Below are 14,882 nucleotides of genomic sequence, written 5' to 3' on the forward strand. Positions count from 1 at the left end.
TGCAGGGGATGTGGCAGGGACATGAAACCCGCCTGCCATGCAGCTGAGAGTTATTTGCGTTCGCATCCTCACCTCCCGATAATCCGGGCCCTCACCCCCGGAATCGCCGCCATGCCTGCCCTGTCGCGTTGCTCGCCCCTCCTGCTGCTGGTCCCCACCCTGCTGGCGTCGGCCGTGGCCCAGGCCCAGGACACCGGGGTGGACACCGCGCGGACCCTGGACGCGGTCCGCGTGGTCGCCGACAGCGCCCGTACCGCCACCAAGACCGAGACCCCGCTGACCCAGACCCCGCAGGCGATCAGCGTGGTCACCCGCGCCCTGTTCAGCGACCGCGGCGCGCAGAACCTGCAGGAGACCCTGCGTTACAGCGCCGGCGTCACCGCCGACGCCTACGGACTGGATACCCGCGGCGACGGCAGCAGCGTACGTGGCCTGGACCCGGTCCAGTACGTGGACGGCCTGCGCCGCAGCTACGGCTTCAGCCCGCTGGCGCGGACCGAGGTCTACGGCCTGGAACGCGTGGAAGTCCTGCGCGGTCCTTCGTCGGTGCTGTACGGCGCCGGCGCGACCGGCGGCATCATCAATGCCATGACCAAGCGTCCCACCTACACCGACCTGCACGGTGAGGTCGGGCTGCAGCTGGGCACCTTCGACCGCAAGCAGCTGCAGGGCGACGTGGGCGGTACCTTGAACGACGCCGGCACCCTGGCCGGTCGCGTGGTCGGCCTGGTCCGCGACAGCGGCATGCAGACCGACGAAATCGATGACGACCGGATCTACCTCGCGCCCTCGATCAGCTGGCGCGGCGAGCGCAGCAACCTCACCGTGCTCACCAGCTACCAGCACGACCGGACCGCCTCGAGCCAGCAGTTCCTGCCGGTGGTGGCCACGCTCAACGCTCCTGCCGGTCGTCCGCGCCTGGACCCGTCCACGTTCCTCGGCGACAAGGACTTCGACAAGCTCGATTCACGGGTGTACAGCGTGACCGCGCTGTATGACTTCCGCTTCAACGACAGCGTGAGCCTGCGCTCGTCGGTGCGCTACCTGGACGGCAGCACCGAGTTCCGCGAGCTGTACCCGGACGCCTACAGCAATCCGCTGGACCCGTTCATCGACGCCGACAAGCGCGTGGTCAACCGCAACGCCTATGGCGTGCGCCCGGACGTGCGCTCGCTGACCAGCGACAACGCGCTGCAGTTCGATTTCGCCACCGGCGCCTTCCAGCACATGCTGCTGGCCGGCGTGGACTACAGCGACTACCGCGAGGAGGCACTGCAGCTGGATGCCACCCCGACCCCGATCGACATCTACGCCCCGGTGTCCAGCGGCGTGACCATCAATGGCTGGAACCGCCTGCCCGACCAGCAGACCACCCAGCTGGGTGTGTACGTGCAGGACCAGATCCGCTGGGCCGACCGCGTGTCGCTGGTGCTCGGCGCCCGCCGCGACCACGCGCGCAGCAAGACCGAGGGGCTGCCGAGCCAGACCGACAACGCCACCACCTGGCGCGCCGGCCTGATCGGCGAGATCGGTGCCGGCGTATCGCCGTACATCAGCTACAGCGAATCGTTCCTGCCGGTGACCGGCCAGGACATCTACGGCAACGCCTTCAAGCCGATGCAGGGCGACCAGTGGGAAGGCGGCGTCAAGTGGCAGCCGGCCGCGAACATGCTGGTCACCGCCTCGGCCTACCGCATCACCGAAACCAACCGCCAGACCAACGATCCGGAAAACCCGCTCAATGTGGTGCAGACCGGCGAGATCGAGTCCAAGGGCGTCGAGCTGGAAGGCCAGTTCACCTTCGCCAACGACCTGACCCTGACCGCGGCGTATTCGCGCAACCGGGCCAAGGTGACCCGGAGCAACTTCGAGATGGAAGTGAACCAGCGCCTCAACGACACCCCGCAGGAGCTGTCCTCACTATGGCTGGCCAAGGGCTTCCAGCTTGACGACGTCTCGCGCCTGCGATTGGGCGTGGGCGGCCGCTATGTCGGCAACACCCAGTCGCTGGGCTTCGGCGGTTTCATCCGCACCCCGAGCTACACCCTGGTCGACGCATTGGCCGAGATCCAGGTCACCGACTGGACCATGGCGCTGAACATCACCAACCTGTCGGACAAAAAGTACTTCGCGCCCTGCCGCAATTTTGGTGACTGCTTCACCGGCAACCCGCGCACCGTGACCGGCACCATCAGCTACCGCTTCTAAACGGTAGTGCCGACCGTTGGTCGGCAACCGGGCCACCTTCATCTCCAGCCGCCGCCAGAGAACCCAATGCAACGTTCCACCATCAAAGCCTGGTTCCTGGTCCACAAGTGGACCAGCCTGATCTGCACGCTGTTCCTGCTGCTGTTGTGCATCACCGGCCTGCCGCTGGTGTTCGGCGAGGAGATCGCACACCTCAGCGAACCCCACGTCGACAACCCGCAGCCGCAGGCAGCGCACCGCGACCTGGACGCGCAGGTGCGCACCGCCCTCGCCCAATACCCCGCTAACGTGCCGCTGTTCGTCGGCTGGGACTGGGAAGGCAACACCGTCTACGTCAACACCGGCACCGAGCCGGCGACCCCGCCGCCGCAGATGAAAACCGCGCTGCTCGATGCGGTCAGCGGTGAGGTGCTGCCTGCGCCGCAGTTCAACGAAGGGGTGATGTACTTCCTGTACCGCCTGCACACCGACCTGTTCCTTGGCCTGCCGGGCATGCTGTTCATGGGCGCGATGGGCCTGCTGTTCGCAGTGGCGATCATCTCCGGCCTGGTCCTGTATGGCCCGTTCATGCGCCGCCAGCGCTTCGGCACCCTGCGCACCGGGCGCAGCCGCCGCCTGGCCTGGCTGGACCTGCACAACGTGATCGGCGTGGTGACGCTGGGCTGGGCGCTGGTGGTAGGCATTACCGGCGCCATCAACACCATTGCCAAGCCGCTGGAAACGGCATGGCAGAGCCAGCAGCTGGGCGAGTTCGCCGCCCGCTACGCCGGCCAGCCGCGCCCGACCACGCTGGCCCCGCTGCAGGCGGCGGTGGATACCGCGCGCGCCGCCGAGCCGGGCATGCGCCCGGCCTTCGTGAGCTTCCCCGGAACCGGCTACAGCGGCGACCACCACTACGGGGTGTTCATGCAGGGCAACACGCCGCTGACCGAACGCCTGTATCGCCCGGTGCTGATCGATGCGGCCAGCGGCGAACTCACCGCGCAGCCGCAGCTGCCCACCTACATGAGCGTGCTGCTGCTCAGCCAGCCGCTGCACTTCGGCGACTACGGCAAGCTGCCGCTGAAGATCCTGTGGGCGCTGCTGGATCTGTTGACCATCGCGGTGCTGGTCAGCGGCCTGTACCTGTGGTTCAAGCGCGGCAGCACCGAGGCGCGGGTGACCGAGATCGAACGCGCCGAGAAGACCGGAGGCGCCGCATGAGCCGCCCGTCCCCGCCCACCGGCAGTCCGTTCACCGCACCGGCGTGGATTGCCGCGGCCAGCGTACTGGGACTGGTCAGCGCGCTGGTCGGCGATGGTGTGTTCGATGTGGTGTCGTGGGTCGTCTTCGCGGCGCTGATCGGGCTGGTGGTGCGGGCCTGGGTGAAGCGGACACGGTGACGGTGCCGACCAACGGTCGGCACTACCGGTGCTCGGCTGCGTGGCGGGTGAAGTTGAGTGGCGCGGGCGACGCTTCATCCGCGCGCAGGCACAGCTGCAGCTCGAACGCGGCCTCTGCCCCCGCCAGCGGTTGATAGGCCACTTCCGCACTGCGGAACCCGGCCATGCTGGCCGGCACCACTGAAATACCCGCTTCCACCGCAACCAGCGACAGCACCGCGTGCATGCCATGCGCTTCCTGCACCACGCGCGGGGTGAAGCCGGCCGCCGCGCACAGACGCACCACCTGCGAGTGGAAGCCCCTGCCCTCGCGCGCCGGCCATAGCACGAACGCTTCGTCGGCGAGCGCGGCAATGTCCACGGGCCCGCTCGAGGCCAGCCGATGCGTGCGCGGCAGCGCGATCGCCAGCCGGTCGGTATCGAAGCCGTGCAGCCGCATGTCCTCGGCGTCGAACACCGGCGGGATCACCACGCCCACGTCCAGGCGCTGCTCGCGCAGCATCTGGACCTGGCGTGCCGAGGTGGCTTCGATCAGCTCCAGGCGTACCGCCGGGTTGGCCTGGCGGAAGCCGCGGATCACGCCCGGCAGCCGGCCATACAAGGCGCTGCCGACGTAGCCCAGGCGCACGCTGCCGTTGCGTCCGGCCGCCGCGTCGCGGGTCGCAGTCAACGCGTGGTCGGCCTGCTGAAGCAGCAGGCGCGCTTCGGCCAGCAGCACCGTACCGGCGGCGGTCAGGCCGAGCGTGCGGTTGCCGCGCAGTATCAGCGCGCTGCCGATTTCATCTTCCAGCCTGTGCATGGCCGCACTCAGCGGCGGCTGCGACATGTGCAGCCGCGCAGCGGCGCGATGGAAATGCAGTTCCTCGGCGACGGCAACAAACTGGCGAAGCAGGCGGAGATCGACCATGGGCACGTACACGAAGCGGGCAACCGCATCAGTATGCCGTGCGCCGGGCTAGCTGCGTGGTTCGACCGTAGGTTGCGCGATGCGCGACCATTGCGCGGCGATGTCCTCGATGCTCTCTGCCGTCGTGGCCCGCAGGTCGCGCGGATACGCCACGTCCTCGGCTTCCACGCTGCGGGTGGCATGGAACTGCCCATTGCTGGCGCGCAGAATCCAACCGCCCTCGCGGCACGCCGCCGACGCCAGGAAGGCCACGCCCGGGGCCACCGCGTCCGGGTGCAGTTCGTCCGGCTCGCCTTCCACACCCCACATGCGGGTCTTGGCCACCGGTGAAACCGCATTGACCACGATGTTGTGCGGCGCACCTTCGGCGGCGAGCACGTTGACGATGCCCACGGCCGCCATTTTCGCCGCCGCATAGGCCGCCAGGCCCTTCTGCACGTACTGCGGATACAGCGCGCGGTCGGAGGTGGTGAGCACGATACGGCCGTGATGGTTTTCCTGCATCGACGGCCAGGCGGCTTCGGCCAGCCACAACGGCGCCTTGGCCGCGATGGTCATCATGTGGTCGAAGCGGCCTTCCTCCAGCACGTCGATCTGCTGGTACTCCACCCATCCGGCATTGTGGATGATGAAGTCGATCCGGCCATGGCGCATGAGGATGTCGGCCATCAGTGCCCGGCAGCCCTCACGCTCGTCGATGGCTGCGTGCGCGGCATGCACGTCCAGCCCGGTGCCGCGCAGCAGCGCCACGGTGGCGTCGATCCGGTGCGGGTCGTGGCCGTGCCCATCCAGCCCGGCGCCGACATCGTGCATCACCACCCGCGCCCCGCGCTGCGCCAGCAGGCGGCTGTAAGCCAGGCCAAGGCCACTGGCCGCGCCGGTGACCAACCCGACCTGGCCCTCGAAGGAAACGTCTTTGTGCCTCTGCATCCCTAAAGCATCGCGGAGCGACGCCGTTCAAGGCCAATACGGGTTGCAGGGGGCTGCGATACGCCTGCGGTATCGCGCCAGGCTCAGCGCTCGCGCAGCGACTCGCCGCCGTGCTGCTGCAAGGGACTGAGCAGGTAATCGATCACCCGCCGCTTGCCGGTCTTGATCTCCGCGCTGAGGCTCATGCCCGCGCTCAGCCGGACCTCCACCCCATCGATGTCCAGCGTAGCGCGCTCCAGCTTCACCCGGGCCGGGAACACCAGTCCGAGCTGCTCATCCTGTGCTGCGTCGTGCGACACGCTCACGACCTTGCCGGTCAGGTAGCCATAGCGGGTGTACGGGAAGCTCTCCACCTTCACCGTCACCGGCTGGCCGGGACGTACGAAACCGATGTCCTTGTTCAGCACGGTGGCCTCAACTTCCAGTGCTTCCTCGCTGGGCACCACCACCAGCAGGGCCTGGGCCGGGGTGACCACGCCGCCCACCGTGTGCACGGCCAGCTGCTGCACCGTTCCGGATACCGGCGCGCGCAGCGTCATCAACCGGTCGCGCTGGCCGGCCTTGGACACTTCCGGGTTCATCTGTCCGATCTGTTCTTCTGCCGCACGCAGGCCGTCCAGGGTCTGCTGGCGGAAATCGGTGACCAGTACGCGCAGCTCTTCGTCGGCAGCCAGCAACGCCGAGCGGATTTCCTGCACCCGGTTGCGCTGGGTGGCAAGGTCGCGCTCGGCGGCGATGCGCTCCTGTTCGCGCAGCAGATAGTCGTGGCGGCCCACGTACTTGCCCTCCACCAGCTTGGCGTAGTCTTCGGCCCGGGTGCGCGAGATGCGTGCGGACTCGTCCAACGGCTGGATGCTGGCCTGGGTGGTTTCCAGTTCCGCGCGGCGCTGCGCGATCAGCGCCTGCAGGTTGTGCCGGCGTGCCTGCAGCGCCTCATGCTGGCTGCGCGCAAGCGCCTGCTCGGCGGCCACGCGCGTCTCGGGCACCCCGGGTACCGGTTCGAACCGGAGGGGCTTGCCGCTGGCAATGGCCTCGGCAAGCGCGCGCTGGCGCATCGCGGTCATGCGCGCGTTGGCCAGGGCGTCGCCGGCCTTGGCGAAGTCGGCACCGGTGGCGGTGGCATCCAGTTCGATCAACAGGTCGCCGGCCTTCACCTGCTGGCCGTCGCGCACCAGGATGCGCCGCACGACCGCGACTTCGCTGGGCTGCACCACCTTCGTCCGGGAATCGACCACGGTCTTGCCGGGTGCCACCGCCACGATATCAAGCTTGCCCAGCGCGGCCCAGGTTACGGCCACGACGAACATGCCGACGATGATCCGCATTGTCCAGCGCGCGGTAGGCGAGACCGGGGTTTCGATCAGCTCCAGGTGTGCAGGCAGGAAGGCACGCTCATCTGCGCCACGCAGCGGCGGGTCCATCTCGCGGCGGACCTTCCAGGCATTGCCGAACACCGTGCGGTAACGCTTCAGGAAATCGCCGACGCCGTCGAAAAAGTGTTTCATGCGACCCCCTGCTGCAGGCGGTACAGGCGCGCGTAGTGGCCATTGGGACGAGCCACCAGTTCGTCATGGGTGCCGCTTTCCACGATCTGCCCCTTCTCCACCACCACGATGCGGTTGGCGTGCCGCACCGTGGACAGGCGGTGGGCGATGATCATCACCGTGCGGCCCTTGCAGATCGACCGCATGTTGGTCATCACCGCGTGCTCGGACTCATAGTCCAGCGCACTAGTGGCCTCATCCAGGATCAGGATCCTCGGGTCGGTGATCAGCGCGCGTGCGATGGCGATACGTTGGCGCTGCCCGCCGGAAAGGCCGGTACCGTGCTCACCGACCTTGGTGTCATAGCCTTCCGGCAGCGCGGCGATGAAGTCGTGCGCACCGGCCAGCGTCGCGGCCTGGATCACCCGCTCCAGCGGCATGCCGGGGTCGCTCAGCGCGATGTTTTCCCGCACGCTGCGATTGAACAGGAAGTTTTCCTGCAGCACGACGCCCAGCTGGCGTCGCAGCCACGCCGGATCGGCCAGTGCCAGGTCCTGTCCATCCACCAGCACGCGCCCCCGTTCCGGTGTGTAAAGGCGTTGCACCAGCTTGGTCAGCGTGCTCTTGCCCGAGCCCGATCGACCCACGATGCCGATCACTTCGCCGGGGCGGACATCCAGTTCAATCCCGGACAACACCTCCGGCGCATCCGGGCGATAGCGGAACGCCACCCGCTCGAAGGTGATGCGGCCCTTGATCGGCGGCAGTGCCAGGCGGCTGCCGGGCAGCTCGGTGCGGGTATTGAGGATGTCGCCAAGCCGCTCGACCGAAATGCCCACCTGCTGGAAGTCCTGCCACAGCTGTGCCAGGCGGATGATCGGCGCGGCGACCTGGCCGGACAGCATGTTGAAGGCGATCAGCTGGCCCAGGCTGAGCTTGCCGTCGATCACCATCTTCGCGCCCCAGAACAGGATCGCCACCGCCACCAGCTTCTGCACCAGCTGCACGCCCTGCTGGCCGAGGGTGGCGACCTTGGTGACGCCGAAGCCTGCGCCCACGTAGCCGGCCAGCTGGTTGTCCCAGGTGCGGGTCGCGCGCGGGTCCACCGCCATCGCCTTGACCGTGCCGATGCCACTGATGGTTTCCACCAGGAAGGACTGGTTGTCGGCGCCGCGCGCGAACTTGTCGTTCAGCCGTTTGCGCAACACCGGGGTGATGCCCGCTGAAATCAACGCGTACACCGGCAGCGAGAGCACCACGATCAGGGTCAGCCAGCCGCTGTAATGGAACATCACCGCCAGGAACACCACGGTGAAGAACAGGTCCAGCACCGAGGTCAGCGCCTGGCCAGTGAGGAAATTTCGGATGTTTTCCAGTTCGCGCACGCGCGCAATGGTGTCGCCGACCCGACGCGATTCAAAATACGCCAGCGGCAGCGCGAGCACGTGCCGGAACAACCGCGCGCCGAGTTCAACGTCGATCTTGCTGGTGGTGTGGGCGAACACATAGGTCCGCAGGCCGCTCAACACCACGTCGAACACCGCGATCGACACCAGGCCGATCGCAATCACGTCCAGCGTGGTAAGGCCGCGGTGTACCAGCACCTTGTCCATCACCACCTGGTAGAACAGCGGCGTAACCAGGGCGAACAGCTGGATGAAGAACGAGACAATGAACACTTCCAGCAGCAGTTTTCGGTACTTCACCACGGCGGGAATGAACCAGCTGAAATCGAAGCGCGCCAGTTCGCCCAGCACGGAAGCGCGCGAGGCCACCTGCAGCAGGCGACCCTGATAGCGTTCGTGCAGCTGCTCCAGCGATACCGTCAGCGGGCGCTTGGCGCGCAGGTCGTGGATCAATGCCTGGTCGGCGTTGATGCGCGCGATGATGAAGGCATCGCCGTCGTGGCCCAGCGCGAGCGCGGGCAGGTTGGCCATGGCCAGTCGTTCCGCCGGCGGCGTGGTCAGCTTGGCCTTGAGGCCCAGGCGACGCGCCAGCAACACCAGCGTGGTGTCGTCCACCTGCCCGTAGTCGGCAGCGCACTCATGCGCCAGTTGTTCCGCATCGGCGGCAATACCGTGGAACTGCGCAAGCAGGACCAGTCCGCGTAATGCCAGACTGTCCGCCTGTGTACCTTCCACCTCATCACCCACGACCGACAGCGCCGCATTTCCCTGTGACATGTCATCCCTGTTGCGCAGCTTCACGATGAGTGCGCGTGCCCCTTCGGCGGAGACTGACCCGGGCCCGGTGTGTTGTCAACACACCGGGTGTTCAGCCGTTGAGACCGAGAACTACGCCTCAGTTTCGAGCAGGCTACCGGGCCGGCACGGGTCCCGGGTTACATCAACACCGTGCCATGGTGTCGCGTCAGCAGGGAGCTGCCGCTGCCCGCCCCTGCCAGCAATGGCGTCGCGGAGGTGGCGTCCTGCAGACCGGTCTCCCCTGGGGCGAGTGACGATCCGTGGAACGCACTGATCGACTCGATAAGAGACGCCACCTCGCGGGATGCGGCAGTATTCGCCGCAGCTGCAGGGGCAGCAACGGCTGCCTTGACGGCGGCAACGTCCCAGTGCGTCCCGTCGGCGAACTGAATGTCATCGATGCGGTAGGCCCCGGTTCCTTCGCCTATGAAATAGTTGGCAACTTCGACCCGATCACCACTGATATGGGTCAGCAGAAGAACGTTGCCCGAGCGGCGCACGGTGAAGTCCTGGGCGAGGATTCCTTCACCAAATTGAATCACATCCCTGCGTCCGCTGGCCGAATCATCGTTGTAGATCCGGTCCTGTCCCCAACCCAGCTCGAATACGTACGTATCGTTGCCGGCAGCGGCTTCAAGCTGGTCATTGCCCTCCCCGCCGTCAAGCACATCTGCGCCGGCGCCGCCGTAGAGCGAGTCATTTCCAGCCCCGCCGAGCAAAGCATCGTTACCTGCATTACCGTAGAGCTTGTCATTCCCCGCCAGACCGTGGATCGTGTCGTTCCCGGCATAGCCCTGCAGGGTTTCACCGGCGGCAGTACCTTGCACCACCGCTGCCTTGATGGCTTCGATATCCCAGGCAGTGCCATCGTCGAACTGAATTTCGTCGACCCGGTAGACCCCTGCCCCGTCACCCATGAAGAAGTTCGCCACCTCGATCCGGTCGCCAGTGGCATGGGTGAGAAGCAGGACGTTGCCCGAGCGGCTCATGGTGATATCTTCCGCCAGCACCCCGGCAGTGAAACGAATGACATCCCTGCGCCCGGCGCGGCCGTCGTCATTGTAAATGCGATCCTGACCCCAGCCAGCATCGAACACATACGTATCGTCGCCCGCAGCGGCCTCAAGCTGATCGTTGCCCTCGCCCCCGTTCAGCACGTCATCGCCTGCATTGCCATACAGCGTGTCATTTCCTGCATCGCCGTGCAGGATATCGTTGCCCGCGTTGCCGGTGATCTTGTCATCACCTGCCAGGCCCGAGATCGTATCGTTGCTGGCATATCCCTGCAGTGTATCTCCGCCCTGGGTTGGCTTGAGCACTGCGGCCTTCACTGCAGCAACATCCCAGAGCGTACCGTCAGAAAATTGGATCTCATCGATCCTGTAAACACCCGCTGCCTCGCCGATGAAGTAGTGCGTGACTTCGACCCGGTCGCCATTTGCATGCGTCAGCAGCAGCACGTCTCCCGAACGACTCAGCGAGATGTCCTGGGCGGCAACACCATCGGTGAAGCGGATGACGTCGCGGCGACCGGCTTTTCCGTCGTCGTTGTAGACCCTGTCCTGGCCCCAGCCAAGGTCAAATACGTAGGTGTCGTTACCCGCGTCGCCGGAAAGATAGTCGTTTCCTTCGCTGCCGTTGAGAATGTCGTCGCCGACGCCCCCATACAACGTATCCTTGCCGCCGTCGCCGGCGAGGATGTCGTTGCCGCCGTTGCCGTACAGCTTGTCGTCCCCCGCACCACCGGAAAGCACGTCGTCAGTGGCATAGCCCTGGATCGTATCGTTGCCGGCGGTACCGGTGGATGGAATGACCGCCGCCTTGACCGCCGCCACGTCCCACGCAGTACCGTCGGCGAACTGGATTTCATCGATCCGGTACACCCCTGCACCCTCACCCAGGAAGTAGTGCGTCACCTCGATCCGATCACCGTCGGCATGGGTGATGATCAACGCGTTGCCGGAGCGGCGGAGCTGGATATCCGCTGCGAGTACCCCCGCCGAGAAGCGGATGACGTCCTTACGACCGGAGGCACCGTCGTCGTTGTAGATCCTGTCCTGGCCCCAACCGCGACCGAACACATACGTGTCGTCACCGTATCCGCCCAACAGGTAGTCGTTTCCGGCCCCGCCGTCGAGCACGTCGTTGCCGGAGCCCCCCTGAAGCGTGTCATTGCCCACATCACCGGACAACGTGTCGGCGCCAGCGTTGCCACTGATCGTGTCGTCGCCACCCAAGCCCGAAATAGTGTCACTGCTCGCGTAACCCTCCAGGGTGTCATTGCCCGCGGTAGCCGCCAGGACGGCGGCTTTAACGGTCGCGACATCCCAGAGGCTGCCGTCGGCGAACTGGATCTCATCGATCCGGTACACGCCGGCCGCCTCATCCAGGAAATAGTGAGCGACCTCGATCCGATCGCCATTGGCATGGGTCAGGTGCAGGGCATTGCCGGCGCGGCGGAGCGAGATGTCCTGCGCAAGCACGCCTTCGGTGAAGCGGATGACATCCCTGCGCCCGGCGCCACCGTCGTCGTTGTATATACGGTCCTGACCCCAGCCGCTGCCGAAGACGTAGGTGTCGTTGCCCTGCGCGCCGGCAAGCTGGTCATTGCCCGCTCCACCGTCGAGGACGTCATCTCCCAGACCACCGTCAACGCTGTCGTTGCCCGCGTCGCCGAAGAGGACGTCGTCTCCTGCGGCTCCATACAGTTGATCATCGCCGTCCCCACCCGACAACGCATCGTCCGTGGAATAGCCCCTCAGGACGTCCGCTCCGGCAGTAGGCTGCAGCACCGCTGACTTGATGGCCGCACTGTCCCAGACGGTTCCGTCAGCAAACTCGATTGCATCCACGCGATAGACACCGTCACCCTCCTGAATGAAATGATGAGTGACATCGATGCGATCACCGTTGGCATGCTGTACGACCAGCACATCGCCGGAACGACGCAGTGTGATGTCCTGCGCCCGTATGCCGTCGGTGAAACGGATGATGTCCCGGCGGCTGGAACGCGAGTCATCGTTGTAGATGCGGTCGCTGCCCCACCCGATCCCGAACACATACGTGTCGTCACCAGCCCCTCCTTCGAGCTGATCATTGCCGGACTTTCCAATAAGGATGTCGTCGCCCGCTCCGCCCTTCAGGCTGTCGGCGCCGGAGGTACCTATTGCCAGGTCGGCACGGCCGCCGCCTTTGATCGCACGGCTGGTGGCATCTGCAAAGGTGACATCCCAGGTCTGCAACGTTTCCTTGAATGCTGCGCTGTCAGGCAGCTTTTCCAACTGGTCGACCATGAACCCGAAGGCGTTCCATCCAGATTGGGCGAATCGGTCCACGCCCACCAGGTTTACAAACTCCACCAGATCGACGGCCGCAGCTGCAGCATTCGCCGCGATGGCAGAGCGGAACGCGGCTTCCACCGGCATGAAATCCAGCGACGTCTGGCCATCCGCAAGGTTCAGGCCAACGGCCTGGAAGTAACTGCCCAGTCGGGTAGCCGGCAACAGCGAGGTGTAGACGTCGATTTTGAATCGATCGTAGGCGAGGCCGATGTTCTCGATCTGGGTCTTGCTGAGCGTCACCGTCATCGCACCGTCGCTCGCCGTCAGCGGCGCCAGGCGGATGCCACCTGCCGCGGTACCATAGGTAAAGCCCATGAAGCGCTCGACGATGCCCAGTTTGGCGATGAATGCACTGTACTCGGCGCTACCGGCTGCCACTCCGTCCAGCACGTAGGTGACACTGACGCCTTGTGCCGCGAGCTGCTCGGCCTGGACCTTGAGCGACTTCATCTGCGACGTGTCGGCCCAGGCCCGCAGCAGCTCATCCAGCAGGACCTGCTGCGCCTCACGGGTGGTCTGGTCAGCGTAGTCCTGGACCAGGTTGCCCAGCCCTGGCGAGAGGCTGACCGCTTCGCGCAGATCACGCACCAGCCCGGAACCCCGCATGTCGGGCAACGCCAGTGCCTGGTCGGTCAGTGGCGGCTTGTCGGTAAACTCGCGGTAGAACGTGTCCACCAGCAGATCAAGGTTGGCGGTAGTCGAATCTACCTCGCCCGTTCCGCCGCTGCTGCCGTCTGTCCGCGTGAACGTGCCGGTCGCAGACTGTACATTGCCGTTCCCCAGGTCGATGTTGCCAGGCGTCGACGTGACGCTGATCGACGCAATGCCGTTGTCGGCCAGCGAGCTCAGCTCACCTGCCTGGGAGATACCGTCCTGATTGGCGTCACGCCAGATGCGCAGGCCGGCAAACGCGGGATCAAGCGCATCCACCCTGCCATCGCCATTGGCATCCAGTTCCCTCAGCGCGTCGAAGCCATCCGTCGCCAACTGGCCGTTCCGCTTCACCGTGTCCACGCCAAACAGCTCACGACCCGAATCGATCGTCCCGTTGGCGTCCAGGTCCCTCGCGAGCCAGCCGTCATCCGGACGCACCCAGCCCGTGCCGGTTTTGATGCCATCGCCATCGTGGTCAAACACCACGACGGTGCCGTCGCGGCTGCTGGTGGTTTCGACGCCATCCCCATCCAGGTCCAGTACCAACGGATCGCGCCGCGGCGGCGTGGCCCCAAGCAGGCCTACCTCGGCCGCCCACGCCTTCATGGCGGCACCGCCGACGACTGCGCCGGTGATGCCGGCGATCAGCGTCAGCGCTCCTGCTGCCAGCGCGCCGGCCGGACCGGCGAGGTACAGGGGGGCAAGTGCGCTCGCGGTCAATTCAGCCGCGATGAGGCCGCCGGCCAGTCCGCCAGCGAAGTCGAAGCCCCATTCGGCGATAAGGCGATTGCCCTCGGTTGTGTTGCCCGCGGCGTAGGCTGCATTGGCCTGCATCACCACCAGACCCAGTGCCAATGCGTCGCCAGCCACGCCGAGACGATTCAACGTCTTGGCGGCCGCCGCGCGCAAGGCTGCATTCTCGGCGCCCATCAATCCCGCCTGTGCAGCGTAATCAGCATGCACCTGACGGATCCACGCGCCGGAGTTTGCTTCGTGCTGCGCCCAGCGCTCGCTGGGAATGAACTCATACACGTTGCGCATGGCGGTGATGATCGGTGGCGCGTGCCCGTCAATCCCGGTACTGGCGAAGAAGGGGCGGGTATCGATGCGCGCACCGTCGGGCAGGACGACCGGGTGACCGTTGGCATCAACGGACACTTTGATGGACGAGGTGAAGGCGTCGGACTGCATGGAGATCGCCCGGAAGGCGTCTGCCTGGCTCAACGTCCTGAGATTGGACAGCGGGATGCCATCCACGGTCGTGATGTTCGGGTTGGCCAGCAATATGGGCAGTTCGGTCCTGCCGAAGACTCGTGAAGGGTCTGCGCCGCCCGTCAGGGTGCGGACCTCGCCTACCGTGGCACTGGCGAATCGTGCCGAGGTTTCAGCCCACGGACCCACCGCCGGGTCATAGAGCCACGTGTTCACCGGGGTTCCCCTGGTATCCACATCCGCCAAAGGAACACCGAACGCTCTCGCAGCGGCCGCCTTGAAATCGGCAGACTCAAGGAAGACAGCGGCCGGCGTCCGGTTTATTACCCGTACGTCATCGCCATTGAGCATCATCCCCAGCACGATGCTGTTTGCCGAGATGCCGCTGCCACTGCTTCCACTGTAGATGACGGTAACGCTGCCGGGCGTGGAGATATCAACCTGCGCCGCCAGCGCGTTCAGTGCGTCTGGCGTCGAATAAGCGCCAGGATTGCTGCGCAGCAGCTCGATGGCCTCAGCGGCCGTCAGGGTAGTCATGTAAGCGTCCTTGCTTGGTGTTG

Annotated in this window: 8 protein-coding genes; 3 read left to right on the forward strand and 5 right to left on the reverse strand. The window is 65.8% G+C overall.

What is annotated here, in order from left to right:
* Window positions 1-111 precede the first annotated feature (111 nt).
* From FSZ13_RS05755 to FSZ13_RS05765, 3 genes are all read left to right on the forward strand, one after another.
* Entirely contained in the window at window positions 112-2,208 is a 2,097-nt protein-coding gene (locus tag FSZ13_RS05755) for a TonB-dependent siderophore receptor (RefSeq protein WP_145478411.1), read from the forward strand.
* A 66-nt stretch (window positions 2,209-2,274) separates the two neighbouring features.
* Window positions 2,275-3,411, forward strand: a complete 1,137-nt coding sequence (locus FSZ13_RS05760; protein WP_145478412.1) for a PepSY-associated TM helix domain-containing protein — start codon at window positions 2,275-2,277, stop codon at window positions 3,409-3,411.
* Window positions 3,408-3,590, forward strand: a complete 183-nt coding sequence (locus FSZ13_RS05765; protein WP_145478413.1) for a hypothetical protein — start codon at window positions 3,408-3,410, stop codon at window positions 3,588-3,590. Before FSZ13_RS05760 ends, FSZ13_RS05765 begins: the two co-directional genes overlap by 4 nt.
* A 22-nt stretch (window positions 3,591-3,612) precedes the next feature.
* On the opposite strand, the gene FSZ13_RS05770 is transcribed toward FSZ13_RS05765, so the two are convergent.
* The 5 genes from FSZ13_RS05770 to FSZ13_RS05790 all read right to left on the reverse strand — a co-directional run bounded on the left by FSZ13_RS05770 (window position 3,613) and on the right by FSZ13_RS05790 (window position 14,859).
* Window positions 3,613-4,497 (reverse strand): LysR family transcriptional regulator, encoded by an 885-nt coding sequence (locus FSZ13_RS05770; RefSeq protein ID WP_145478414.1) that lies wholly within the window; start codon window positions 4,495-4,497, stop codon window positions 3,613-3,615.
* Window positions 4,498-4,545: 48 nt separating this feature from the next.
* The gene (locus tag FSZ13_RS05775) at window positions 4,546-5,427 is read right to left on the reverse strand and encodes an SDR family NAD(P)-dependent oxidoreductase (RefSeq protein ID WP_145478415.1); all 882 of its coding nucleotides are present in this window, start codon (window positions 5,425-5,427) and stop codon (window positions 4,546-4,548) included.
* Window positions 5,428-5,510: 83 nt separating this feature from the next.
* Window positions 5,511-6,932 carry an HlyD family type I secretion periplasmic adaptor subunit gene (locus FSZ13_RS05780; protein WP_145478416.1) on the reverse strand — a complete coding sequence of 474 codons (1,422 nt, stop codon included), beginning with the start codon at window positions 6,930-6,932 and terminating at the stop codon, window positions 5,511-5,513.
* Window positions 6,929-9,094, reverse strand: coding sequence for a type I secretion system permease/ATPase (locus FSZ13_RS05785; RefSeq protein WP_145478417.1), 2,166 nt, complete (start codon window positions 9,092-9,094; stop codon window positions 6,929-6,931). The genes FSZ13_RS05780 and FSZ13_RS05785 overlap by 4 nt, the downstream gene beginning before the upstream one ends.
* Before the next feature lie 158 nt (window positions 9,095-9,252).
* A complete protein-coding gene (locus FSZ13_RS05790; RefSeq protein WP_145478418.1) occupies window positions 9,253-14,859 on the reverse strand; it encodes a calcium-binding protein in 5,607 nt (1,868 codons plus the stop codon).
* Between the last annotated feature and the right edge of the window lie 23 nt (window positions 14,860-14,882).

Origin of the sequence: Stenotrophomonas rhizophila, assembly GCF_007667275.1 — a bacterium.
Taxonomy (GTDB): Bacteria; Pseudomonadota; Gammaproteobacteria; order Xanthomonadales; family Xanthomonadaceae; genus Stenotrophomonas; species Stenotrophomonas maltophilia_AE.

What these genes read in the sequence shown, in the direction of transcription:
- FSZ13_RS05755 (WP_145478411.1), top strand. Translation starts at nt 112, where the DNA reads ATGCCTGCCCTGTCGCGTTGCTCGCCCCTCCTGCTGCTGGTCCCCACC.
- FSZ13_RS05760 (WP_145478412.1), top strand. Translation starts at nt 2,275, where the DNA reads ATGCAACGTTCCACCATCAAAGCCTGGTTCCTGGTCCACAAGTGGACC.
- FSZ13_RS05765 (WP_145478413.1), top strand. Translation starts at nt 3,408, where the DNA reads ATGAGCCGCCCGTCCCCGCCCACCGGCAGTCCGTTCACCGCACCGGCG.
- FSZ13_RS05770 (WP_145478414.1), bottom strand. Translation starts at nt 4,497, where the DNA reads ATGGTCGATCTCCGCCTGCTTCGCCAGTTTGTTGCCGTCGCCGAGGAA.
- FSZ13_RS05775 (WP_145478415.1), bottom strand. Translation starts at nt 5,427, where the DNA reads ATGCAGAGGCACAAAGACGTTTCCTTCGAGGGCCAGGTCGGGTTGGTC.
- FSZ13_RS05780 (WP_145478416.1), bottom strand. Translation starts at nt 6,932, where the DNA reads ATGAAACACTTTTTCGACGGCGTCGGCGATTTCCTGAAGCGTTACCGC.
- FSZ13_RS05785 (WP_145478417.1), bottom strand. Translation starts at nt 9,094, where the DNA reads ATGTCACAGGGAAATGCGGCGCTGTCGGTCGTGGGTGATGAGGTGGAA.
- FSZ13_RS05790 (WP_145478418.1), bottom strand. Translation starts at nt 14,859, where the DNA reads ATGACTACCCTGACGGCCGCTGAGGCCATCGAGCTGCTGCGCAGCAAT.